This is a genomic window from Micromonospora sp. WMMA1949, from assembly GCF_027460145.1.
Taxonomy (GTDB): domain Bacteria; phylum Actinomycetota; class Actinomycetes; order Mycobacteriales; family Micromonosporaceae; genus Micromonospora.
In genome coordinates this window covers 4,814,394-4,838,622 of the sequence record NZ_JAPZBG010000001.1, presented here as the reverse complement: position 1 = coordinate 4,838,622, position 24,229 = coordinate 4,814,394, and the positions used below count along the sequence as shown (strand labels likewise).

The window sequence follows — 24,229 nt, the reverse complement described above, 5'->3', positions numbered from 1 at the left end:
GATTGAAGCGCTGAGAGAGAACGCTTCTAGGTGCCCGCTCTGGCCAAGCGTGGTCGTGAGTGAGCAGTCTCGGCTCCGCAAGCAACTGCCTATCGACGGAGCGAGACGTGACGACAACTGCCACAAGTATGAGCAATCCGGACCTGCTGACCGGGTGGATCGATCGCGAACAGAAGCGTGCGGCCGCGAGTCGCCCCGACGCGACTCCCTCCGGCCGCGGGCTGAGGTTCGCGTTCTACGGACGAATGTCAACGAAGGACTTCCAGGACCCGGCATCGTCGTACCACTGGCAACGTGAGGTGGCCCTCGGCCTGACCGCAGGGCGCGGCACGGTCGTGGCCGAGTTCTTCGACATCGGACACTCCCGCCGCAAGACGTGGGATGAGCGTCCGCAAGCCGCAGCGCTACTGGATGCGCTCGCTGATCCCGATTGCGCGTTCGACGCAATCGTGGTCGGTGAGTACGAACGCGCGTTCCACGGCAACCAACTACTACACCTCGCCCCAGCCCTTGAGCGCCACGGCGTACAGCTGTGGCTACCCGAGACCGACGGCCCACTCGATTACCACAACCCCACTCACCGGGCGTTGATCATGATGTTGGGGGCTCAGTCCAAACGCGAGGTACAGCGCGCGCGGTTCCGGGTCATGGCCGCGATGCAGGCACAAGCCCGCGAACAGGGACGCTACCTCGGCGGCCGGCCACCCTACGGCTACCGGCTCGCCGACGCCGGGCCTCACCCGAACGCCGCCCACGCCCGTTGGGGCCGCCGGCTACGCCGGCTCGAACCCGATCCGGCCACCGCCCCACACATACGGTGGATGTTCGCCCAACGCCTTGCCGGCCGCAGCGTCGCCAGCATCGCCCGAGCACTGAACGAAATGGAGATTCCCTGCCCGTCCGGCGTCGACCCGGACCGCAACCCGCACCGCAGCGGAGACGGATGGACCCTGCGCACGGTCGCCGCAATCTTGAGCAACCCCCGCTACACCGGCCGAGAGGTTTGGAACCGGCAACGCACCGACCACAACCCCGTCGACCACCAGCGCAGCGAGGTGCACCGGTTGAACCCGGCCGGGGAGTGGGTGGTCTCTAAGGAGATGGCGCACGCCGCGCTGGTCAGCGAGGAGGACTTCGTCACCGCCCAATCCATCCGATGTAACCCGACCCCCGAGGACGGCCACGCCCGCACGTTCCTGCTGTCCGGTCTGCTGCGCTGCGGCCACTGCGGGCGGCGGATGGAATCGCACTGGGTGCACGGCCGAGCCGGCTACCGCTGCCGGCACGGGCACACCAGCGCGAAGCTCCCATGCGGCCTCAAGAACATCTACCTACGGGAGGACGACCTACTTACCAGCCTCACGGCAGACATTCACCGCAGCAGCAGGCAGGGCCAAGCGAGGCGGCGGGCTCACGCCCTTGCGCCAACGGAGGTGGTAGCGATTCTGCGCGAAAACCAAATGACCATCATCTCCCATGGCAACCCCTGGGACTTGACCCTCACATCCGATCGCCGATAGCACACCGGCGAGCCAAGCGCAATGCCCACCGGAGATTCCGTGGGGTATTAACGTGTCCGAGGGGGGACTTGAACCCCCACGCCCTATACGGGCACTAGCACCTCAAGCTAGCGCGTCTGCCATTCCGCCACCCGGACCTGCACGTATCAGCCTACCCGGTCGACCAATGTGAGCTACTCACCGCATCGGTCGGCCTGGCGGGCCGCACGGGGCATTACTGTACACGGCCCGGAACGATCATGCACATCAGCTCCAGCGCGGCATGTTTGCGCAGGTCAGCACCCACAAACATCGGGTGGGTAGCGCGCAACAGGCGATTCCGGGCAGCATTGCTCCCGTGTCCCACCCCTCCCCGTTGATCGCCACTCAACACCAGGCCCTCGCGCTGCGCGCCGCGGGTGATCTGACAAGCGCCCGCCGCCTGCTCGCCGACGCGATCGTCGCGGCCCGCCCGGCGTACGGCGAGGACCACCAGGACGTCCTGGCCACCGGTCACCTGCTGGCCCGGCTGCACCGGGAGGCCGACGACCCGGCCGCCGCCCGCCGCGTCCTCGAGGAGACCTACGCGGCCGGCGAGCGCCGCCGCGGCGAGACCGACCCGCTGATGCTCGCGCTCAGCTTCGACCTCGCCGGGGTGTCCGAGGAGCTCGGCAACCGGCACGAGGCCCGCCGCAACTACAGCCGCGTGGCGACCGCCGGGGCCGCCGTGCTCGGTCCGGACCACCCCGCGGTACGCGCAGCCCGCCAGTACCTCGGCGGCTCCGCCGCCGCTCCCGCAGGCTATGGCCCCTCCCCCGGCGGCTCCGCCGCCGCTGCCGGCCCGGTCCCCGCTCCACCCCTTCCCGGCTACCCGAATCCGGGCCGACCCGGGCACCCCGGTCCCGCCTCCTCCGGGTACCCCGGGCACGGAGTGCCCGAGCCCAGCGTCTCGCTGCGGGCGGTCACGCCGCCGCACCCGCACACTCCGGCCCCGCCCGGACCGGTCACCCCGGGGCCACCCGCCGCGAGTGCGCCGGTACCCGGTTCGCAGTGGGCTCCCCGCCCGGGCCCGGCACCGCATGCGCCCCACGCCGGGCAGCCGCCTCAGTCCGCGCCGGACCCGCGGATCGTGGCTCCGCCGCCTCCGGTGGCGCCCGCCCCGCCGCACCAGCGTCCCGCCGCCGGGCCGAACGGACCCGCGAGTCCGTGGGCACCGCCATCGCCGCCCGCCTCGGAGGCAACGACGCGGTTCGCGCCGGTCACGGAGGAAGCCACCTCCCGGTTCGCGCCCATCGCAGAGGAGCCCACCTCCCGGTTCGCGCCCATCACGGAAGAGGCCACCTCCCGGTTCCCGGCAGTGCCCGTCGCACCCGCCGTCCCAGCAAAGCCGCCGACTGCCGGGGCGGCCCCGCAGGTTCCCGGGGTCCGCCCGGTGCCCCCGGCCCAAGGCGTCATCCCGGTTCCCCCGGCTCAGCGCGCCACCCAGGCTCCACCGGCAACGGCCGGCCGGCCGGCCGCCGCTCCCGGGGTGACCCCGGTGCCGCCGCGCGCCCCCGTCACGCTCCCGCACCCGGCAACCGCCGGCACGTCGATGCCCGGTCCGACACCGGAAACCTCCGCGACGGCGCCTGGCACTCCGACGACAGCACCGACCGCCGGGACGCCGGTGCCCGGAACCGCCGGCACGCCACCGCTACCGCCCTCGCCGATGCCCGGAACGGCCGGCACGCCCCCACCGCCGCAGCAGCGGATGCCCGGAACCGCCGGTACGCCCACGCTGCCGCCCCCGCCGGTCATCCCACCCCCGCCCGCGACGCCGGTCACCGCGCCGCCCTCCGCCGGGATCACCCCGCCACCGTCGCGGACGCCCTCGACGGGCCTCGTGCCGCCACCTCCGACCGTCCTGCCACCGGCGCCGCGCGTGCCGGCTCCGGCGAGCGGCGTCCTGCCACCACCCCCGGCCGTTCCGGTCGTACCGCCCGTGTCTTCCCCGCCCGCCCCGCCACCGGTCACCCCTGCGGCCTCGGCAGCCCCACCGGCGCCCACCTCCCAGCCGACGGCCGAACGGGCGCCGACCGCCGCCGCACCGACGCCGACTTCGGTGCCTGTTCCGCCCCGGCCGGCGCCCGCCCCGCAGGCGACACCGACGGCCGAGGCAACCGCTCCCCCGCGGCCCGCCGTGGACCGGGCCATCGGCGCCGAGCCGAGCGCATCCGGCCGGGGTACGACACCGTCTGTCCCCGGTGGACCGGGCTGGGACAAGCCGACCATCCAGGTGCAGCAGATCGGTCCGCTGCTGGAAGAGGAGGCAGCGCGCAACGCCGCAGCGGCTGCCCCCAGCACCCCGGTGAAGCCCGCAGCGACCGGCGCCGCCGGCGAACCCCCGGTCGACGGACCGCCGGTGAGCCCGTCGGCTACGGGTGGAGGCGATGCTGCCGCGAGCGTGACGCGGCCGAGCTCGCCCTCAGCAGGCGCCCCCAGCGCACCCGCCACCGGTGCGCCGACGGCAGACGCCGCACCACCGCCCGTCGCCCCCCAGGTCAGCACGCCGCCCAGCAGCGCCGCGCCGGCCGGCCAGTCACCCGCCGGCGCAACGCCGGTCAGCGCACCGCCGATCGGATCGCCCTCGGCGTCTCCGGTCAGCGCGCCTCCTGTGCACCCGGTCAGCGGGCCCTCCGGGCAGTCCGTCAGCGGGCCTCCAGAGCCACCGGTCAGCGGGCCACCCGCACCCGGCTACCCACCACCGGTCAGTGGACCCCCCGCCGCACCGGTCATTGCCGCACCGGCGGTGGGCTACTCCCCACCGGCGAGCGGACCCGCATCCGGTCACCCGACCCCGGTCAGCGGATCGCCCGCACCTGGCCACCCGACGCCGGTCAGCGGACCACCGGCACCCGTCTACCCGTCGCTGGCCGGCGGGCCACCCGTCAGCGGCCCTCCCGGCCCGCCGGTCAGCGCGCCGCCCGGACCCGGCTACCCTCCGACGGCCAGCGGACCACCAGCGGGACACCCACCGGTCAGCGCTCCCCCCGGCACCTATCCACCGCCCGTCAGCGGACCACCCGCGGCACCGGTCAGCGCCGCACCGGTGAGCGGGTCCTCCGTACCGCCGTGGGGCATGGTCGCGCCGCCGTGGAGCAGCGTCGCCCCCTCCCAGCCGGTCGACCGGCCCGCCGACCCCGACCCGGAAGAGGACGAGCCGGCACCCGTCGACGCGGCAGGCGAGGCGGCACCGGCCGACGCGGCAGGTGAGGCCGAACCGAACCGGCCGATGACGATCTACGAGGACCTGCTGGACTTCCCCGAGTCCACCCGACCGGAGCCGCCGGCCCAACCCGAGCAGAGCGCCTGGCCGGCGACCCCGCCGATGTTCCACCAGCCGCCGGCCGCGTACCCCGGGACGGAGGAACCGGCGCACGGCCGGAATCGCACGGTGCTGGCCCTCGTGGTCGGGGGTGCGGTGCTCGCGGTGGTGGCGGCGGTCGGTGTCGGCGCGGTCTTGCTGAACCGGGAGGCGGCGCCGCCGCCCGCCCCCGTGCCCGCGTCCGGCGCCGCGTCGCCGAAGGTGGCCGGGCCGCCGCCGGGGGACCTGGCGTTGCGCGACGACAGTACGACCGTCACGGTGACCTGGACCGACCCGACGAACGGCGGGGTGCCGTTCGTGGTGGCGGGCGGCCGGGCCGGGCAGAAGCTCGGGGTGATGGCGACTGTGGACGCCGGGCAGACCCGCTACACGGTGAACGGGCTGAGCGCGAAGCTGGACTACTGCTTCACGGTCCTGGCGGTCTACTCGACCGACTCGTACGCCACCTCGGGTCAGGTCTGCACGGACCGGGAGGGCGGCGGTACCCCGAACTGACGGTCCACGAGCGACACGCTCGGTGTCCACAGGAGGACGGTGCGGGTTTCACCGCCTCCGGGCGGCACCTATGATGGCTCCCGGCTCTGGGGAGGGTCGGCCGTGCGCATCGCCCCTCCCCCACCGACACGGGAGGCAGCCGGCAGTGACCACCATCGAGGACGTCACGGGCACCGGGCCGGAGCAGGCTCGTCCACGATCGCGGATGCGGGGTGGGCTGGTCACCATCGGTACGGTGGCCGCTCTGCTGGCCGCGATGGGCCTCACGGTGCTCGGGCTGGGCGCGGCCGACAACGCGGTGGCGAGTTTCGACGCGTCCTCCTGGCTGTGGAGCACCACCCGCAGTGAGCTGGCCCGGGTCAACGGCGTCACGGCGCGGGTGGACACCCGGATGGAGGTGCCGGGTGGGCGGCGGCACCAGATGCAGGTGGCCCAGACCGACCGGCTGCTGATCCTGCGCGACCTCAACACCGGCCGGGTCAGCTCGCTGGACCTGGCGACGCTGCAGATCACCGCGACCACGCCGACCGCCCCGGGGCTCGGGGTGAGCGTGGCGCTGCACGAGGACGCGGCGTTCGTGGTGGACGCGGTGCAGGGCATCGTCCGACAGCTCGACCCGCGGGCGCTGACTCCGGTGGGCGAGCCGGTCCGCTACCCGCCGGGCATCACCGGCGGCGCGTTCGACGGCACCGGCAAGCTGTGGGTCGCGGTGCCCAGCGAGGGCACCGTCTCGGCGGTGACCGCCGCCGAGCTGCCCGAGACGCCCGGTGACGCGCCGCCCGCGGGGTTGAGCCCGAAGCGCGTCGAGACGTACGACGTGGCCGAGCCGGCGCACGACCTCGTGGTGTCCACGCTGGACGACGGCGTCGCGGTGCTGGACCGGACCTCGGCGTCGCTGGTGACGGTGGCCGGCGGGCAGACCCGGCGGGCGCAGCTGAGCATGACAGCGCCGGGCAACCTGCCGACGCGGACCAGCGGGCCGCAGGTGCCGGTCACGGTCTCCGGTGACCGGTCGGTGCACGTGGTGCGGGACAGCCGCGAGGTCAAGCGGTTCACGGTGCCCGGCACCGGTGCCCGGCTGAGCCCGGCGGTGGCGTGGGCGGGCCGGTTCTACTGCGCCGACGAGACCACCGGCACGGTGTACGCCTTCGACGGCGAGGGGCAGCTCGTGCAGACCGTCAAGGGCTCCGGCCGCCCCGGTCCGGTCGAGCTGGAGGTGCGCGAGAACCACCTGTTCATCAACCCGCCGGACTCGTCCACCGCGCAGGTGGTCGACGACCGCAACCAGGTGCGTGAGGTCGACAAGTACGCCAACGACGTGCTCGGCGGCGACCCGCCGCCGGTAGCTCCGCCGCCGCCCCCGCCGAAGAAGCCCAAGGTCGGCAAGCCGGGTGCGCCGAAGTCGGTCACCGCCGCCGCCGGTGACGCGTCGGCGCGGGTGAGCTGGCAGGCCGCCGCGTCCAACGGGGCCGAGATCACCCGGTACGTGGTGGAGGGCGCCGGTCAGACCCACCAGGTCGGCGCGAACCAGCGTGCCCTGGAGATCACCGGCCTCACAAACGGTGAGACGTACACGTTCTCGGTGCACGCGGTGAACGCCAAGGGTGAGGGGCCGTCGCGGCGCAGCAACCCGGTGGTGCCGACCGCTGAGGTGCCGGACCCGCCGGCGTCGGTGACCGCCGAGGCGCGACCGGACGGCACGGTGCGGGTGAGCTGGCCGGAGGCCGACGGCCAGGGCAACACGATCGCGAAGTACGCGGTGACGGCGACCTCGGCCGGCGCGAGCGCCCCGGCGGGCGAGTCGGCGAAGACGGAGCTGGTGGTGCCGGCCGGGCAACTGGAGTACGGCACCCAGTACGCGTTCACGGTGACCGCGGTCAGCGAGAAGGGCGCCGGGTCGAAGGCGTCGCCGGTGAGCAACACGGTGGTGCCGTTCACCACGCCGAAGGCACCGACGGAGCTGCGCGCGTCCACAGTCGCCGACCAGCCGGGCACGATCGCGGTGCAGTGGTCCCCGGCGGTGGACAACGGCCGCCCGGTGACGAAGTACGTGGTGGAGGCCGCCGGGAAGTCCGTCGAGGTGACCGACGTCCAGGCCACTGTGGGTGGCCTGGGCAACGGGCAGAACGTGACGGTGAAGGTCAAGGCGGTGAACGAGGCCGGGCCGGGACCGGAGGCGAGCACCACCGCGCGGACGGTGGCCGAGCCCCGGATCACGGTGACCGGCTCGTCGGCGGACGCCACGTCGGTGACAGTTACGTTTACTGTGGACGCGGGCGGCGGTCGCGCCTCCTGCACGGCGGCGACCGGCGGGAAGACGGCGAGCGGCAGTTGTTCCAGCCTGCGGGTGACCGGCCTGACGCCGGGGACGGCGTACACGGTGACGCTGACCGCGAGCAACGCCGCCGGTAAGGGCACCGCCTCCCGCGCGCAGACCACCGACCCGGTGTACGGCATCGCCACGTGCAAGAACGGTCCGGACGGCGACCAGCGGACGTACTGCGACAAGGACGTGGCCGGCCGCAACGGCAACGAGATCTTCGAGGTTCCCCGGCAGGACAACGACCGTCAGGCGGGCTGGGTGCGCGACGGCCACCGGCTGCGCACCTACTGCAAGGTGAAGGGCGAGGACGTGGACGCCTGGATCTACAACAACAACAAGCAGAGCACCTGGTGGGTCCAGGTGGACTACAAGGGCAAGACGTACATCCCGTGGGCCTGGCTCAACCTGGAGGGCGGCGACGACCTCGGCGTCCTGCCCGCCTGCTGACCGCACCATCCGAGAGGCGCAACCGTGAACACGCACGAACCGCTCAGCCAGCCGGAGGTCCAGGGCTTCGCCGCCCTGGCCGCCCGCCTGGCCGACAACGTCAACGCGGTCGTGCTGGGCAAGCCGCAGGTGGTGCGGCTGGCGTTGACCGCCTTGTTCGCGCAGGGGCACGTGTTGCTGGAGGACGTACCGGGCGTCGGCAAGACGACGCTGGCGCGGGCCGTCGCGGCGACGGTGAAGGGGCAGTGGCGGCGGATCCAGTTCACTCCGGACCTGCTCCCCTCCGACGTGTCGGGGGTGACCATCTTCAACCAGGCCAGCCGGGGCTTCGAGTTCCACCCGGGGCCGGTGTTCGCCAACATCGTGATCGCCGACGAGATCAACAGGGCGTCGCCGAAGACCCAGTCGGCGCTGCTGGAGGTGATGGAGGAGCGGACCGTCACCGTGGACGGCGTACGGCATCCGGTGCCGCAGCCGTTCCTGGTGGTGGCCACGCAGAACCCGGTGGAGATGGACGGCACCTACCGACTGCCCGAGGCCCAGCTCGACCGGTTCCTGGTGAAGCTGTCCGTCGGCTATCCGGACGAGGCGGTCGAGGTGGAGGTGCTGCGCGGCGCCACGGTCCGCTCCCCCGACTCGCTGACCGCCGTCACCGACACCGCCACCGTGGGCGAGATGGTGAAGATGGCCCGGCGGGTGCACATCGCCGAGCCGCTCTACGCGTACGCGGTGCGGCTGGCGGCGGCGACGCGTACGCATCCGCAGGTGCGGGTCGGGGTGAGCCCGCGTGGGGTGATCGCGCTGACCCGCGCGGCCTGCGCGTACGCGCTGATCGACGGCCGGGGCTGGATCATGCCGGAGGACCTCAAGGCGCTCGTCGAGCCGGTGTTCGCGCACCGGCTGCTGCTCACCCCCGACGCGCAGGTGCGGGGTGTGACGCCCGCCGAGGTGCTGCGCCAGGCGGTCGCGTCGGTGCCGGTGCCGCTGCCGTCGGGCCAGGCCGCAACGGTGCACGGCTGAGCGTGGGGATCACCGCCCGTGGCATCGGGCTGCTCGTCGCCGCCATGGTGCTGCTCGGCGTGGGGTTCCGGTACGCGTACCCGGAACTGACGGTGCTCGGCGCGGCGGCCGGCGTGGCGGTCGGCTACGCCGTGGTGAACGCGGCCTGGCGGCCCCGGCTGAGCGTCGAGCGGCGGGCCGACCCGGACCGGGTGGCCCGGGGTGAGCCGGCGGCGATGGAGTTGACGGTGCGCAACACCGGCCGGCTGCGGGCGGCGAACCTGGTGGCCGAGGACCGCTGCGCCGGCGCGCTCGTGCCGGTGCCGCTGCTGCGGTTGCGGCCGGGCGCGGACACGGTGGTGCGGTACGAGGTGCCGACGCACCGGCGCGGGGTGGTGCCGGTCGGGCCGCTGCGCGTGGTGCGCCGGGATCCGCTGGGGCTGGTGGCGCTGGCGCGCGGCTACGGCGGCACGGTGCCGGTGTGGGTGCACCCGCGCATCCACCCGCTCTCCGCGGTGCCCACGGGCGCGGGGCGCAGCCTGGACGGGCGTACCGACAGCGTGCCGCACGGGTCGATCACGTTCGACTCGTTGCGGGAGTACGTGGTGGGCGACGAGTTGCGCCGCGTGCACTGGCGCACCAGCGCCCGGGTGGGTGAGCTGATGGTGCGGGAGAACGTGGACACCAGCCTGCCGCGCCTGGTGGTGGTGCTGGACAACCGGGTGTCGGCGCATCCGGGCCGGGCCGGCGGTGTCGCGGAGTCGTTCGAGGCGGCGTGCGAGGCGGCGGCCTCGGTGGTGGCCGCCGCGGTGCGGGAGGACCTGCCGGTGCATCTGCTGCTCGTCGTACCGGCCGAGGTGGAACCGGCGGGCGCGGCCGGGCCGCTGGACCGGCTCGCAGCGGTGGACCTGACGGACGCCGGGCCGGACGTGCTGCCCGCCGTGACGGGCCGGCTGCGCCGGGACCGGCTCGGCGACACGCTCGTCTTCCTGACCGGGCCGGGTGGTCGCGACGACCTGGGGCACGTCGGCGCGCTGCGCGGCGCGTACCCGTCGGTGGTGGTCGGGATGTTCGGCGCGGACGGGCCGACGCCGGCCGGCGCGGCGGGCCTCACGGTGCTGGACGCGGCGGACGGCGCGGCGTTCGCCGCCGAGTGGGACGGGGTCCGCCGGTGGTGACGCCGCCCCGGACCGAACCGGCGGAGCGCGTGGCCCGGCTGTTGCGGGCCGTGCCGGTGCCGGCCGCGCTGATCGTGCTGGTCGCGCTCTCCGGCGTGGTGCTGGACCGGGTGTACGCGGACCCGCTGCTGACCCGGCTCATGACCGGCGCGGCGGTCGGGTCGGTGCTGGTCGGCGTGGCCGCCCGGCGGCTGCCGTCCTGGCTGGTGGCGCCGCTGTCGGTGGCCGCGATGGCCGGGTGGACGCTGCTGTCGCTGCGGCTGGCCGCCGCGCACGCGGCGCTGCCGGGCGGGCTCGGCGAGGTGACCGCCGACGCGGCCCGCAACGCGATTCCCCGGCTGCTCACCGCGATGATCCCGGTCGAGCCGGCCCCGGACACGGTGCTGGTCCCGGTGGTGGCGGCGTGGCTGACCGGGCTGACCGCCGCCGAGGTGGCGCTGCGGGCCGGGCGGGTGCTGCTGGGCTACCTGCCGCCGGCGCTGCTGTACGCCGGCGCGCTCTACGTGGTCGGGCCGAACGCGGATCCGGCGATCGGCCCGACGGTGCTGTTCGCGGCGGTCGCGGCGGCCGGCCTGGCGACACCCGGGCGCCGCGACGGCCCGGCGCCCGATCCGGCCGCCGGTCTCCATCCGGCGGTACGCGCGGCGGTGCGGCTGCGGCTGGTCGCGGCGAGCGCGGCCGGGCTCGCCGTGGTGGTGGCGCTGGCGGCACTGCTCGCCCCGGTGGTGGCCGCCCAGGTCGACGAGCGGCCCGTCGACCCGCGCCGGTACGTGGAGCCGCCCCGGGTGGAGTCGCTGGACGAGAACCCGCTGATCCGGATCTCGGGGTGGGCGTTGAATCCGGACCAGCGGCTGCTCGACGTGCGTACCGTCGCGGGCGCGAGTGACGGCGGGCCGCCGCGGATCCGGCTGGCGGTGCTCAGCGACTACGACGGCGTGACCTGGCGGGTCGGTGCCACGTACCGCAACGCGGGGCGGATCCTGCCCGCCGCCGAGCCGGCCCCGGACGCGGCCACCGACGAGGTGCGCCAGGAGATCACCGTCGGCGACCTGACCGGGCGGCTGCTGCCGGCGGTGCCCACGCCGCGCGAGGTCACGGGTGCGCGGGTGGCGTACGACCCGGCGACCGGGACGCTGATCCGCCCGGAAGGGCTCGCGCCGGGGCTGCGGTACGCGGTGTCCTCGGTGCGGGAGCGCCCGGACGTGAACCTGCTGAGCACGGCGAACGTGCCCGCCGGTGACGAGGTCGCCCGGGTGCTGCGGGTGGCCGACGGGGCACCGGAGCCGTTGCGCCGGCTCGCCGCCCAGCTCGCCGAGTCGAACGGCGCCCCGTACGCGCGCGCCGACGCGATCGCCACGTTCCTGGCCGAGCACTACCGGGTGACCGCCGACGCGCCGAGCGGGCACGCGTACCCGAACCTGGCGTTCTTCCTGTTCGGACCGCGTAACGGCGGTGGGCAGCGGGGCACCTCGGAGCAGTTCGCCGCCGCGTTCGCGGTGCTCGGCCGCCTCGCCGGCCTGCCGACCCGGGTGGTGGTCGGGTTCGAGCCGAGGGGCGACGGGCCGGTGCGGGCCGCCGACGCGTACGCCTGGCCGGAGGTGCTGTTCGACGGCGTCGGCTGGGTGCCGTTCGACCCGATGCCACGTCCCGACTCCGAGCCCCGCCCGGTGGAGGAGGACTTCCGGCCGCAGCCGGAGGACCCGCCACCGTCGGAGGTGCCGGCGCCCACCGAGGAGCCGAGCGCCACTCCCCCGGCCGCCGCGCCCGCGCCCGCGCGGAACGAGGGCGGGCTCGGCACGCCGGTGCTGGTCGGTGGTGGTGTCGGCGGGCTGGCGCTGCTGGTCGGGGCGGTGCTGGCGGTGCTGGTCGCGCTGCGCCGTCGGCTGACCCGCTCCCGCCTGGAAACCGGTGACCCCGGCTCGCGGGTCGCCGGTGCGTGGCGGGAGCTGACCGACGCGCTGCGCCTGGCCGGGCACCCGGTCGGGCCGGACCTGGCAGCGGCCGAGGTGGCTGAGCGGGCCCGCCGGACGCTCGCCGAGGCGCGCGCGGCGCGGCCCGGAGAGGGCGCGGCGAGCGACGCCCTGGACGGCGCAGCGGTGGACGAGCTGGCCGCTCTGCTCAACCAGGCGGGCTTCGCGCCGGGCAGCGTCACGCCGGAACAGGCGGACCGGGCCGCAGGACTGAGCGCCGGCTTCGCGGACGCGCTGCGCGCGGCCCGGTCACGGTGGCGACAGGTGTTGTGGACGGTCCATCCGGGGCCGCTCCGGTGGCGACGCTGATCAAGAGCCGTAACCGGATCGCCCGGGGCGGCGGCCGGCGTCGCGGGAAGTAAGGTGAGCGGTGATCTGCATCAGGAACCGGCGTTTCGGTCTGCTCTGGACCAGTACGCTCTTGTCCAACCTGGGCAACTGGCTGATGATCGTCGCGGTGCCGGTCTACGTCTACACGATGACCGGGTCGACGCTCAGCAGCGGTTTCGCCTTCGTCGCGCAGACCCTGCCCGCGATCGTCTTCGCGCCCCTGGCCGGGGTGCTGGCCGACCAGTGGGACCGGCGCGCGGTGATGGTCGGCGCGGACCTGCTGCGCGCGGCCGTCGTGCTCGCGCTGATCGTGGTCGACGATCCGGGCAAGCTGTGGCTGCTCTACACGGTGATGTTCTTCGAGAGCGCGATCGGGCACGTCTTCCAGCCCGCGGCCCGGGCGGTGGTGCCCGCCATCGTCGGCCGGGGCAGTGACCTGGAGGCGGCGAACGCCTGGAACACGGTGGCGAGCGGCATCGTCCGCCTCGCCGGCGCGCCCCTGGGCGGCGCGCTCTACGCCCTCGTGGGGTTCGACGCTCTGGTGCTGATCGACTCCGCGACGTACCTGGTCTCGGCCGTGCTGATCTTCGGAATGGGTCGGCTGCGGGTGGCCGACGAGGGGCGCCGGCCGGACACGTCGTCCTGGCCGGCCGCTTTCCGGGGGCAGATCCGGGAGGGACTGGCCTTCCTCTTCGGGCATCCCGTTCTCCGTACGACGCTCGGCGTCTCCAGCCTCTTCCTGATGGCGAACGCCGCTCTGAACGTGCTTCTGGTGCCGTACGTCATCAGCGTCCTCGGCGGCGACGCGGGTGATGTCGGCGTGCTCATGGCCGCGCTGGGCGGCGGCTTCCTGGCCAGCGCGTACGTCGGCAACGTGCTGTCCCGTAGCGGCCTTCTCCGGCTTTCGTTCACCGGCTGCCTGGCGGCGATCACCCTCTGCTTCGCGGGGCTCTTCCTCATCCACCACTTCGCCGCCGCGCTGGTGTTCATCGCCCTGGCCGGCCTGCCCGGCGGCGCGTTGCTGATGCTGGTCCAGATCCAGGTCCAACGCCTTACCCCGGACCGCCGGCTCGGCCGGGTCGGATCCGCCTTCTCCGCCGCCGAGATGGCCGCGACCGTCGTGGGTGCCTCGGCGGGCAGCATCGCCGGACAACAGTTGCCCCTCAACACCACGGTCTGGCTCGTGCTCGGCGTCCTGGCGGCCGGCACAGCAGTCGCCGCCCTCCGGCTACCCACCCGGTCCGGACCGCCGGTGGCGGAGCCGGCAGCGACGGCACCTCGGCCGGCGACAGCCGGAACCGGTGGCGACGGCTGAATCGCCGTCGATGCGTCACGACTGAGGGGAGCCGGCCCGTAGCTTCCGGACGAGTTTGCGCAGCCCGGCCTGCCAGCCGTCCGGGTCCTCGGCGCGGCGCCGCGCGTAGTCGGCCACCTCGGGGTGCGGCAGGATCAGGAACCGCTCCTCGGCCAGCCCGGCGACCACCGCGTCGGCGACCTGGTCCGGGCTGAGGATCGTCCCGGACGCGGCGATCACCCGCGCGCCCAGGTGTCCCTCGGCGAGGCCGTCGGCGAGCATCGGGGTGTCGACGCCCTGTGGGCACAGCGCGCTGACCCGGATGCCGGCGTCCCGGTAGGTGATCGCCAGCCACTCGGCGAGACCGACGGCGGCGTGCTTGGTGGCGGTGTACGGGGCGTCACCGACCGCAGTGAGCACACCCGCCGCCGAGCAGGTGAGCAACAGGTGCCCCTGGCCCCGGCTGAGCATCCCGGGCAGCACCGCGCGGGCGCTGTGCAGGTGCCCGAGCACGTTCACCTTCCAGGCCCGGTCCCAGTCGGCGTCGGGCGCCTCGATGCCACCACCGGTGGCCACGCCGGCGTTGGCGCAGAACAGGTCGATCCGGCCGTGACGGCGCTCGGTCTCGTCGACCAGCGCGTGCACCGCCGCCTCGTCGGTGACGTCCAGTCCGACGCCGCCGGCCACCGGGCCGATCGCGTCGGCGGCGGCGCGGGCCGCGTCGGCGGCCAGGTCGGCCAGGACGATCGCGGCGGCGCCCTCGGCGGCGAACCGGCGGCCCAGTGCCGCGCCGATCCCGCCGGCCCCTCCGGTGATCACCACCACCCGGTCGGTCAGGTTCATCTCAGGCCACCTTTCCGGGGCCGAGTCGGGGCAGCAGATCCATCCAGGCCGCCGCGCCACCTTCGGTGATCTCGGGGGTGGGCAGCACCGCGACCACCGGCACGTCGACGCCGTTGTCGGCGTACCGGCGGACGGATGCCACGCACTGCTCGGGCGAGCCGTGCAGCACCAGCGCGTCGACCACCTCGTCCGGTACGGCGGCGGAGGCGCCCCGCCGGTCCCCCGCGGCCCAGGCCTCCCACATCGGGCCGAGTGAGTCCTGGCGGCCCAGCCACCTGTGGAAGGCGGCGTACGCGGGCACGGTCAGGTAGCCGGTGATCATGCGGCGGCCCAGTGCGCGGGCGTAGGCGGCGTCCTCGGTGGGGCAGACGAAGATGCGGGCGGCGACCTCGAAGCCGGGCCGGCGCTCCCCCACCTCGGCGAGCGCGGTCGGCACGTCGTCGGCGGCCAGCCAGTTGAGGATCACCCCGTCGGCCTCGGCGGCGGCCAGGCGCAGCATGCCGGGGCGCAGCGCGGCCAGCACGACCGGCGGCGGCACGCTGGGCGGGCGCTCCAGCGTGAACCGCCGGACGGTGAACGTGTCGAACTCCCCGTCGACGGTCTCGCCGCGCAACGCGGCCCGCAGGAACCGCAGCACGTCCCGGGTGCGCTTGAACGGCTCGTCGAACGCGATCGCGTTCCAGTCGCGTACCAGCACCGGCGAGGAGGCGCCGACGCCGAGCGCGAAACGGCCCGGCGCGGCCTCGGCCAGCGCGGCGGCGCTCATCGCGAGCAGTCCGGGTCCTCTGGTGAACACCGGTGTGATCGCGGTGCCGAGGCGCAGCCGCGGCGACCACGCGGCGGCCAGGGCCAGCGGGGTGAACGCGTCGGCGCCGGCCACCTCCGACGACCACACGTCGGTGAACCCGGCGTCGTCCAGGGCCGCGTAGACAGCGGCGTGGTCGGCGAGCGGAATTCCGCCCAATGGCACGGTCATGCCCCATCGGTTCGTCACCCGTCGATGGTGCCCGTCGGGCAGCGCCCGGAGCAAGATCCAGGCAGATATGGGTGATCCGCACCGAGGTGCCGGGAAAGAGTGTTACGACTGCCGCATGAGTCGGACCGGGGACGGAGCGCGGCGGTGAGGACCGCCGAGCCGGCCGCGCTGCGCACGTCCGGCGGCGGGCCCGACCGGGCCACGTTCCTGGAGCTCTTCTTCGACCTGGTGTACGTGTTCGCGCTGACCCGGATCTCGGCGCGCGCCTTCGAGGACCTGGTGCTGGAGGGCGGGCAGACCGGCTGGGAGGCGGTGACCGGCGGCGGCAAGACACTGCTGTTGCTGGTCGCGCTCTGGGCCGTCTGGCAGGGCACGGCGTGGACGACCAGCCGCTACGACCCGCACCACCTGTGGTTGCAGGTCATCGTGATCACCGCGCTGATCTCGGCCATGGTGATGGGGGTGGCGATCCCGCGCGCGTTCAGCCACGGCGGCCTGATGTTCGCCGCCGCGTACGTGGTGGCACAGGTCAGCCGGCCGGCGATCCTCATGCTGGTGCTGCACAAGATCCAGTACCGCCGGCTCAAGCTGCGCATGCTGATCACGTTCTGCGCCACCGGCGTGCTCTGGCTGGCCGGCGCGCTGCTGCCGGTGAACGCCCGGGTGGTGCTCTGGAGCACGGCGCTGCTGCTGGAGTACCTCGGCGGCCGCTTCGGCTGGCCGGTGCCGGGCCTGGGCCGCTCGACGGTCTCCCGCTGGGACATCCACGGCGAGCACCTGGCCGAGCGCTACCAGCAGATCTTCCTGGTCGCGCTCGGCGAGACGATCCTGCTCGCCGGCCTGTCGTTCACCCGCTCCCCCACCAGCCCCGGCATGGTCACCGCGTTTGCCCTCGCGCTCGCCACCTCGGTGCTGCTGTGGCGGATCTACGTGCAGCGCGCCGGGCAGATCCTGGGCGAGGCGGTGACCCGGGCCGCGCACCCGGCCACCGTCGGCCGCTCCGCCGCCGACACCCACCTGGTCATGGTGATCGGCGTGGTCGCCACCGCGATCGGCTACGAGCTGGTCATCGAACATCCGGCCGGGCACAACGAGCTGCCCTGGCTGGCCATGATCCTCGGCGGGCCGGCGCTGTTCCTGGCCGGCCGGGCCCGCTTCGAGTACGAGGTGTTCGGCCGGGTCTCCCCGTCCCGGCTGGTGGGGATCGCCGCGCTGCTGCTGCCCGTACCGCTGCTGGTGCGCCTCGCGCCGCTCGTCGCGACGGGCGTCGCCGCGGTGGTCCTGACGGCGGTGGCGGTGGCCGACGCGCGGCGTGCCTGGGGCCGCCCGCCGGAGGATGCCGCACCGCCGTTCTGACCGGCGACGCCGGTGCCGGACGCCGCACCCGGGCTACGATCCGCGCGTGACCTTCTCGCTCGTCGCCCGCTCCGCCGACGGGCGCCTGCACGGTGTGGCGGTGGCCAGCCGGTTCCTCGCCGCCGGGGCGCTGGTGCCCGCCGCCGAAGCGGAGGTGGGGGCGGTCGCCACCCAGGCCCACGCCAACCTCGCCTACCGGGCGCAGGCGCTCGCGCTGCTGCGCACCGGAGTGACCGCCACCGACGCGGTGGCCGGGCTGGTGGCCGCCGACCCGGGCCGCGACGACCGGCAGCTCGCCGTGGTCGCTGCGACCGGCGACGGGGCCACCTGGACCGGGCCGCGCTGCCATCCGTGGGCCGGCGGGCAGGCCGGCGACGGCTGGGCCGCGCAGGGCAACATCCTGAGCGGCCCGCAGGTGATCGACGCGTTGCGCGACGCCTGGCTGGCCCGCGACGACCTGCCGTTCCCGCAGCGCCTGCTGGCGGCGCTCACCGCCGGTGACGCGGCCGGCGGTGACCGGCGCGGCCGGCAGAGCGCCGCGATGCTCGTGGTGCAGCGCCACGGCGGGTACGCCGGCACCGGCGACGAACTGGTGGATCTGCGGGTGGACGACCATCCCGATCCGGTCGCCGAGCTGGGCCGCCTGCTCGGCATCCACCACATGCTGTTCGGCCGCCCCGACCCGGCCACGCTGAGCGACCTCACCGGCCCGCTCGCCGCCGAGGTGGCGGAACTGCTCGCCGCCACCGGTCACCCGGTCGGCCCGGCCGGCCTGGACGACGCGCTCGCGGCCTGGACCGGTCTGGAGAACCTGGAGGAACGTTTCGTGCCCGGCCGGATCGACCCGATCGTGCTGGCGCACCTGCGGCGGTGCGCGGGACGCTGAGGTCAGCCGCCGAAGGCCAGCCGGCCGATGCCCGCCCGCGTCAGCTCGGCCCGCTCGCCGCCGGTCAGCGGCAGCCGCCCGGTGGCCTTGCGCAGCACGGTGAGCGCGTCCCAGCGCAGGACCGGCGGCACCGGCACGCCGCCGGTGAGCACACCCACCACCACGTCCGCCGCGGCCGGGGTCAGCCACGGTGCCCGGTCCAGCGCGTCGGCCAGGTCCAGGCCGTGCACCGCGACCTCCACCACGCGGGTACGCAGGAACTCCGGCAGCGCCATCGCGTCACCGTGGCGGGTGCGTACCACCCGGCCGGGCGGCGCGCCGGCGACCGCCTCATCGGTGGCGCACCAGGCCCGGGCGAACTCCTCGGCCACCTCGGCCGCGCCCGGGTGCTCTCGGGCCGCCCGCTGGGCCGAGTCGATACGGTCCCGGTCGACCGGCGGGCTGAACTTGGCCGCGCCGAAGTAGGTGGCGGCGTCGACCTCGGCGCGCGGCGGCGCGGGTTCGGCGAGCATCCCGGCCAGGCGCCCGGCTCCGGTGCTCACGTGCGCGATCAGGTCGCGTACCCGCCAGGGCGGGCACGGGGTGGGCCGGTCCAGCGCCGCGTCGTCCAGGTCGCGCAGCACCCCTTCCAGGCGCGCGCACTCGGCCCGGAACGCCTCCCGCACGTGCTCCACCGGCGGTCAGCCCTTCCAGCGGGGCACCAGCCGGTGCACCACGACCAGCACCAGCGCGGCCACCACCGCGATCGTGCCGCCGATGCCGGCCGCGCTGCCCGCGTACCCGATGAACAGCGGACGGCGGCCGAGCGCCTCGACGGGGATGGTGGAACGGTCGACCAGCCAGGACAGCGCCACCGCGGAGGCCAGCAGGGCGACGACGCCGAGGCCGGCGAGCACGGCGCCGGCCATCCGGTGCGCGTCGCCCGGCTCCACCACGGCCTGCTCCCGCTGGAAGAACAGCAGCACCAGCCCGGCGACGGCGGCCCACGCGCCGACCACCAGGTACGCGGCGACCGCGTCGCTGGGCCGGTGCCAGCCGGCGGAGAGCGTGGCGACACCGGCGGCGGCGGCGTACCCGGCGCCGAGGAACGCTCCGGTCACCCGCAGCTTGCGCGGCAGCACCAGGATCAGCGCGATCGCGACCGAGGCCGCCACGGCGGTGTGCCCGCTGGGCAGGCTGTTGCCGGCGGCGGCCCGTTCCGGATCGATGCCGAAGTCGGGGCGGACCAGGTAGTGCTTGAGCACCTGGGTGGTCACGTTCGCGCCGCCGATCAGCAGCGTCGCGGTGACGGCGAGCGCCTTGCGCCCCCGGATCAGCGCGATGAAGCCGATCACCGCGGTCGCGGCCAGCAGCGACACCACCGACATGGCGTTGAGGAGGGTGTCCACCGGACCGTCGATGCGGTCCTGGCCGATCCGGTTGCCGGTGAGCGCCACCGTGTCCAGCCACTGGCCCAGTTCGGTGTGTACGGCGAAGCGCCACACCAGCCCGAACACGGCTGTCTGGAACAGTGCCAGTACGACCAACCAGACCGCCGTCCAACCCCTCGCCGTCTCCCGCACCCGGACAACTTAACGGTAGGACCGCTGACGCGCGCGGCGGAGCGCCATCGGTGGCGGCGTACGGTGAGGCGGGCGATTCGAGGAGGTGGCGCGTGACCGGCACGCCGCAGCGGCAACCGGCGGACGGGCCGCGGCCGGAGTCGCTGGCCGACCTGCTCGGCGGCCGGCGCGGGGCGGTGGACGCGACGCTCCCGCCGCTGGCGTTCGGGCTCGGCTGGGTGCTCGGCGGGCTGGGCGGCGGAGTGCTCGCGGCGGTGCTGACCGGTACGGCGGTGGCCGGCTGGCGGTGGCGGCGCGGCGACCGTCCCCGCTCGGTACTGGTCGGGCTGCTCGCGGTCTGCGTGGCGGCGCTCATCGCGTTGCGCACCGGCCGGGCGGCCGACTTCTTCCTGCTCCAGATCGCCGCGAACACGGCGAGCGCGCTGGCCTGGGTGGTGAGCATCGTGGTGCGGTGGCCGCTGCTGGGTGTGGTGGTCGGCACGGCGCTGGGCCAGCGGACCCGGTGGCGGCGCGACCCGGCGCTGCTGCGGGCGTACGGCCGGGGCAGCTGGGTGTGGGCCGCCACCTACGTGCTGCGGGTCGCGGTGTTCGTCCCGCTGTGGCTGTACGGGCAGGTGGTCGCGCTCACCGTGGCGCGGGCGGCGCTGACCTGGCCGCTGATCGCGGCGGCGCTGGCGGGGAGCTGGATGGTGATCCGGCGCTCGCTGCCGGCCGGCCATCCGGGGCTGCGGCACCCGGTGGACGCGGCGGGCGCGGACGGTGTGGCGGCGCGCACAGAATAATGGAGAGGCCGCCACGGGGGGAGCGGCCTCTCCGTCAAATACGTTACTCCGTCCAGAGCCCGGATGTGATCCCGTGGACCGCTGATTTTTGCGTGCCTTTTCGCGCCATGGGTCGTCGCCGGGCGGAGTGGTGGGCCGGCCGGTCCGCTGCGTCGGCCGGACGGCCGGCCCACCCGGCCTGACCGTGGGCGTCAGGCCGTTCGCCGACCCGGCCGCTCCGTTCCCCCATCGGCCGGGTCGGCCTCCTCCGCGGGCGGGCTCGCGCCCGCCCACGGAGGAGGGGTCACCTCACCCCTGCGGGAAGTAGGTGCCGTAGTCGGCGTACGCCATGGCGATGTCCGCCTGCGCCCAGAACCGGTGGTAGTTGAAGACCGGCTCGGGACCGCCGTCCAGGTACGCCTGCACCTTCGGCCAGTCCGGGTCGTTCTTGTAGAACGAGCGGATGTCCAGGAAGCTCTTGCCCGGGGCGATCACGTCGCCGTTGGGCATCTTCCCGGTCCAGCCGTTGGGGACGTAGAGACCCTGGCCGTCGGCGGCGTTGTAGACGTCGTCGAAACGCTTGTAGTCGCCGCGCTTCTCCGGCGTCGAGACGCCCTTGCTGTCGGCGGACGCCGAGAGCGCGTCCAGCAGGCCCTTGGCGGTGTCCTTCGCCGCGGTGTTGCCGGACTTCGCCGCGTACGCGATGAGCGTGCGGGCGTAGGCGCCGGCGACGCCGACGTCCTGGCCCTTGACCGTCACCTCGACGTGCAGGTTGGTGTTCGGCTGCGGGCTGCTCGGGTTCCAGTTGGCCGGCTGGCCCGTCCACTTCATGTCCGACGGGATCGACCAGTTGGTGCCGAGCGTGGTGTTGGCGATCGCCCACGGCACCCACTTGTCCAGCAGCGCCTTGGCCTTCGCGTTGCCGGTCTCCAGGTACAGCTCGGCGATGCGCTGCATCGACCAGGCCTGCATGCCGAACCACTGGTTCGACGGCGGGTCGTTGTAGACCGGGTCGACGTCGTAGAACATGCCGTAGAAGGTGGCGGTGCCGGCCGGCGGCTGGGCGTAGCTGCCGTCCCAGCTGTTCGTGGCGCCACCGGCGATGCCGCCCTCGGCCGACTGGAGCCAGGTGTAGAACTCCAGCTGCCGGTCGAGGCTCTTCTGCCAGTCGGAGGCCGCGGTCGGCGACTTCGGCTTCAGCTCCGAGACGTTGGTCATCACCCAGGCCGCGAACGGGTTCTGGTAGCCGAAGTGGCTGTGGCTGGAGCCGATCCGCCACGACCAGTTCTGCGAGGCGTCGTACGCGCCGCCCCAGGCGTAGTACCAGGACAGCAGGTAGTGCGCCGAGTCACGGCCGCTGGCGGCCGGGCAGGTGGTCGCGCCGACACAGTTGCCGATCTTCTTGAAGTACTTGTCGAACAGCGCGTAGCGCAGGTAGTCGCCCATCTTGGCGGCCTTGGCCACGGTGGCCGCCACGTCGGCCTGCTTGCCCTGCGCCTTGGCCCAGGTCAGCGCCCAGTAGGCGGCCTGGACGGCACGCGCGTCGGCGTCCGGGGCGTTCGTGTACTTCCACTGCTTGGCCGGGGCGCTGGACTCCTTGACGAACAGGTCCAGGTAGCCGTTCGGGCCGCCGTGCTTGAACGTGTCGCAGGACGGCTGCGGCACGGTCTCCCACACCGACTCCTGGGTGCCCCGCTGGAAGGTGTTGATGTACGCGGGCCGGGTGGTGCCGTCGCCGCAGCGGCCGTAGCCGTAGGTGTTGTCCACGTCGAGCAGCCAGTGCATGCCGTAGATGTCACCGGTGCCGTAGGTGGACTGCAGCTCCGAGCGCAGCGGGTCCTGGCCGACCGGGACGTTGGCGTCCAGCGTCGACGGGTACTGGCTGGGCAGGTTGTGCTCGGCGGCGTACTGCGGGGTGCCGGGCGAGCCGGCGGTGGCCTGGTCGGCGTGCGACGGGATGATGTACTTCTCCATCACGGTCCAGGCGTTGTTGAACGGGGCCCAGTTCTGGGTGACCCGGCCGTACTGCGCCTCCAGCCAGAGCCAGAAGCTGAACGCCTCCGAGGTGGTCTCGTGGCCGTGGTCGGGCGCCTCGACGATCAGCGTCTCGATCGAGTGGTACGGCACGCCCTCGGGGCTGAAGTAGCCCGAGTTCTTGATCTTGCCGTACTGGTCGAGGAACTTCTTGATGTAGTCGTTGTCGCCGCCGGGGGTGTCGTTGTCCGCCTCGGTGGCGACGACCGAGATCGGGGCGTAGCCGGTGGCCGACGCGGTGATCGTGGCGGTGCCGCCGACCGTGTCGGAGTCCTCCGCGGCGGACACCGTGGCGGTGACGCCGGTGCTCCAGTTGCTCGGGGTGAGCGTCAGCGTGGACGGCGAGACGGTGATGTCGCTGTCACCGGTGACGGCGAGGCTCACCGGTACGTTGGTGGTGGGCGCCGCGCTGAGCGTGTACCGGACCGTGGCGCTGCCGCCCTCGGACACGGTGACCGCCGACGGGCTGGCGACCAGCCTGGGCCCGGTCGCCGCGGTGACGGTGAACGACTTCTCCGAGACGGCGGTGCCGCCCGCGTTGTCGTACGCCTTGGCCTGCACCGTGTAGCTGCCGGCCGGCAGGTCGAGCAGGTCGTAGCCGTACGGCGCGGTGGTGTCGGTGTTGACGAGCAGGCCGTTGCGGTAGAACTCGACCTTGCTGATGGTGCCGTCGGCGTCGCCGGCGGTCGCGGTCAGCGGGACGTCCGCCGGCGCCTCGAACGGGCCGGACGGCACGCTCAGGGAGACCGTCGGCGGCTGGTTGGTCTGCGCGCCGTTGCAGGCGACCCCGTTGAGGGTGAACGCGGTGGGCTTCGGGTTGCTGCCGCTGTAGCTGCCGTTGAAGCCGATGCTGGTGGACGCGCCGGTGGGCAGGCTGCCGTTCCACGACTCGTTCGTCGCGGTGACCTCGCTGCCGGACTGGCTCCACCGGGCCGACCAGCCCTGAACCACGCGCTGGCTGCTGTTCGGGAAGGTGAACTTCAGCGACCAGTTGTTCAGCGCGTCGCCCAGGTTCTTGATGGTGACGGTGGCGGTGAACCCGTTGTTCCAGTCGCTCGTCGCATAGGTCACGTCGCAGGCGGGTGCGGCCTGTGCGGCGCCCGCGGGCAGGGCCACCCCGCCTATGACGAGGGCGGTGGCGGCGACCATCGCCGTACGGCGACGTCTGGCCAGAAGTCTCATGTGGGCGGTGTCTCCTCGGACCGGGCCGGGACCTCGGGGTCCCGGCGGGGCGCCTCCACGCGACGACGGGCGTACGCGGGGGGACGGAGGCGTCCGGAAAGGTGGTCGTCCCGGCCGTGCCGGGGATGGGGACGCCGCACCGGTTCGTCACCGGGTGCCCTCGGCGGCCCGCGCTCGCGTTCACTGGCTCCGCGTGGCGTGACGAGAGTGTGACATGGAAGCGCTCCCACCACAACGGCCAGCGCAGATACGCGCTTCCATGTTTCGATCTCGTTTAGGGGCTTTTCCAAACCCGTGACGGGCGTTACAGTCGCAGCATCGCCGATGGGAGCGCTTCCATCGACGGTGATACAAGTACTGGATCGCCGGGTGCACCCGCGCCCGGCGCGTCGGCCCAGAGGCCGACGGCGGACCAGCCCGGACGCCGCCGCCGGCCGCCACCCGCCAGACGGAGGGAGGTGGAACCAGAGCCACTCGCGTGGCCCGGCTCCCGCGCGACGCGCACGACGGACGCCAATTCCACTTCGTGCGTGTGTGCACCATCGTTGGGGACGGGGGTTGCCCTCCCCCGTCCCCACACTAAACCCCCGTTGTCGACGGCAAAAGAGGCCGACGGGACAGGCGTGACACGCCACCCGGACGGCCTTTCTCGCTATCCACCCCACCCCTCGCCGCTCACGCCGCCCCCGGTGTTCCCGAGCGACGCCCCCGCCCACCCACTTTCCGGCCG

Annotated in this window: 15 protein-coding genes, 1 tRNA gene and 1 pseudogene; 11 read left to right on the top strand and 6 right to left on the bottom strand. The window is 74.0% G+C overall.

The features are described 5' to 3' along the window. The first annotated feature begins 128 nt into the window (after positions 1-128). Positions 129-1,520, top strand: coding sequence for a recombinase family protein (locus O7607_RS22795; RefSeq protein ID WP_269705208.1), 1,392 nt, complete (start codon positions 129-131; stop codon positions 1,518-1,520). Positions 1,521-1,573: 53 nt separating this feature from the next. Here the strand turns inward: O7607_RS22795 and O7607_RS22790 are convergent. Beyond that, positions 1,574-1,657: transfer RNA gene (locus O7607_RS22790), tRNA-Leu, on the bottom strand. 125 nt (positions 1,658-1,782) lie between these two features. Here O7607_RS22790 and O7607_RS30610 point away from each other — a divergent pair. The 7 genes and pseudogenes from O7607_RS30610 to O7607_RS22755 form a co-directional block, all read left to right on the top strand. After that, a pseudogene (locus tag O7607_RS30610) lies at positions 1,783-2,031 on the top strand (hypothetical protein); the annotation flags it as partial. 2,556 nt (positions 2,032-4,587) lie between these two features. Continuing rightward, on the top strand, positions 4,588-5,358 hold the full coding sequence (locus O7607_RS30605; RefSeq protein ID WP_442929540.1) for a fibronectin type III domain-containing protein: 771 nt from the start codon (positions 4,588-4,590) through the stop codon (positions 5,356-5,358). 205 nt (positions 5,359-5,563) lie between these two features. Continuing rightward, positions 5,564-8,128: a fibronectin type III domain-containing protein gene (locus tag O7607_RS22775; RefSeq protein WP_269707067.1), complete on the top strand. Its 2,565-nt coding sequence runs from the start codon at positions 5,564-5,566 to the stop codon at positions 8,126-8,128. Between the two features lie 24 nt (positions 8,129-8,152). Further along, positions 8,153-9,148 carry an AAA family ATPase gene (locus O7607_RS22770; protein ID WP_269705207.1) on the top strand — a complete coding sequence of 332 codons (996 nt, stop codon included), beginning with the start codon at positions 8,153-8,155 and terminating at the stop codon, positions 9,146-9,148. A 2-nt stretch (positions 9,149-9,150) separates the two neighbouring features. Next, positions 9,151-10,305 (top strand): DUF58 domain-containing protein, encoded by a 1,155-nt coding sequence (locus O7607_RS22765; RefSeq protein WP_269705206.1) that lies wholly within the window; start codon positions 9,151-9,153, stop codon positions 10,303-10,305. Beyond that, the gene (locus O7607_RS22760) at positions 10,299-12,584 is read left to right on the top strand and encodes a transglutaminase domain-containing protein (RefSeq protein WP_269705205.1); all 2,286 of its coding nucleotides are present in this window, start codon (positions 10,299-10,301) and stop codon (positions 12,582-12,584) included. The genes O7607_RS22765 and O7607_RS22760 overlap by 7 nt, the downstream gene beginning before the upstream one ends. Positions 12,585-12,645: 61 nt before the next feature. Further along, positions 12,646-13,920: an MFS transporter gene (locus O7607_RS22755; protein WP_269705204.1), complete on the top strand. Its 1,275-nt coding sequence runs from the start codon at positions 12,646-12,648 to the stop codon at positions 13,918-13,920. A gap of 15 nt (positions 13,921-13,935) precedes the next feature. Here the strand turns inward: O7607_RS22755 and O7607_RS22750 are convergent, their stop codons facing one another. Next, the gene (locus O7607_RS22750) at positions 13,936-14,742 is read right to left on the bottom strand and encodes an SDR family oxidoreductase (protein WP_269705203.1); all 807 of its coding nucleotides are present in this window, start codon (positions 14,740-14,742) and stop codon (positions 13,936-13,938) included. A gap of 1 nt (position 14,743) precedes the next feature. Then, positions 14,744-15,718: an LLM class F420-dependent oxidoreductase gene (locus tag O7607_RS22745; protein WP_269707066.1), complete on the bottom strand. Its 975-nt coding sequence runs from the start codon at positions 15,716-15,718 to the stop codon at positions 14,744-14,746. A gap of 144 nt (positions 15,719-15,862) precedes the next feature. On the opposite strand from O7607_RS22745, the gene O7607_RS22740 reads away from it, so the two are divergent. Next, on the top strand, positions 15,863-17,074 hold the full coding sequence (locus O7607_RS22740; protein WP_269705202.1) for a low temperature requirement protein A: 1,212 nt from the start codon (positions 15,863-15,865) through the stop codon (positions 17,072-17,074). Positions 17,075-17,120: 46 nt separating this feature from the next. After that, positions 17,121-17,960, top strand: coding sequence for a DUF1028 domain-containing protein (locus O7607_RS22735; RefSeq protein WP_269705200.1), 840 nt, complete (start codon positions 17,121-17,123; stop codon positions 17,958-17,960). A 2-nt stretch (positions 17,961-17,962) separates the two neighbouring features. Here O7607_RS22735 and O7607_RS22730 read toward each other — a convergent pair whose 3' ends face one another. After that, positions 17,963-18,634 carry a maleylpyruvate isomerase N-terminal domain-containing protein gene (locus tag O7607_RS22730; RefSeq protein ID WP_269705199.1) on the bottom strand — a complete coding sequence of 224 codons (672 nt, stop codon included), beginning with the start codon at positions 18,632-18,634 and terminating at the stop codon, positions 17,963-17,965. A gap of 6 nt (positions 18,635-18,640) precedes the next feature. Beyond that, positions 18,641-19,522, bottom strand: a complete 882-nt coding sequence (locus O7607_RS22725; protein WP_269705198.1) for a phosphatase PAP2 family protein — start codon at positions 19,520-19,522, stop codon at positions 18,641-18,643. Positions 19,523-19,614: 92 nt separating this feature from the next. Between O7607_RS22725 and O7607_RS22720 the strand changes: the two genes are divergently transcribed. Continuing rightward, positions 19,615-20,304, top strand: a complete 690-nt coding sequence (locus O7607_RS22720) for a DUF3159 domain-containing protein (RefSeq protein WP_269705197.1) — start codon at positions 19,615-19,617, stop codon at positions 20,302-20,304. 288 nt (positions 20,305-20,592) lie between these two features. Here the strand turns inward: O7607_RS22720 and O7607_RS22715 are convergent, their stop codons facing one another. Then, positions 20,593-23,490 carry a glycoside hydrolase family 48 protein gene (locus tag O7607_RS22715; RefSeq protein WP_269707065.1) on the bottom strand — a complete coding sequence of 966 codons (2,898 nt, stop codon included), beginning with the start codon at positions 23,488-23,490 and terminating at the stop codon, positions 20,593-20,595. Positions 23,491-24,229 lie beyond the last annotated feature (739 nt).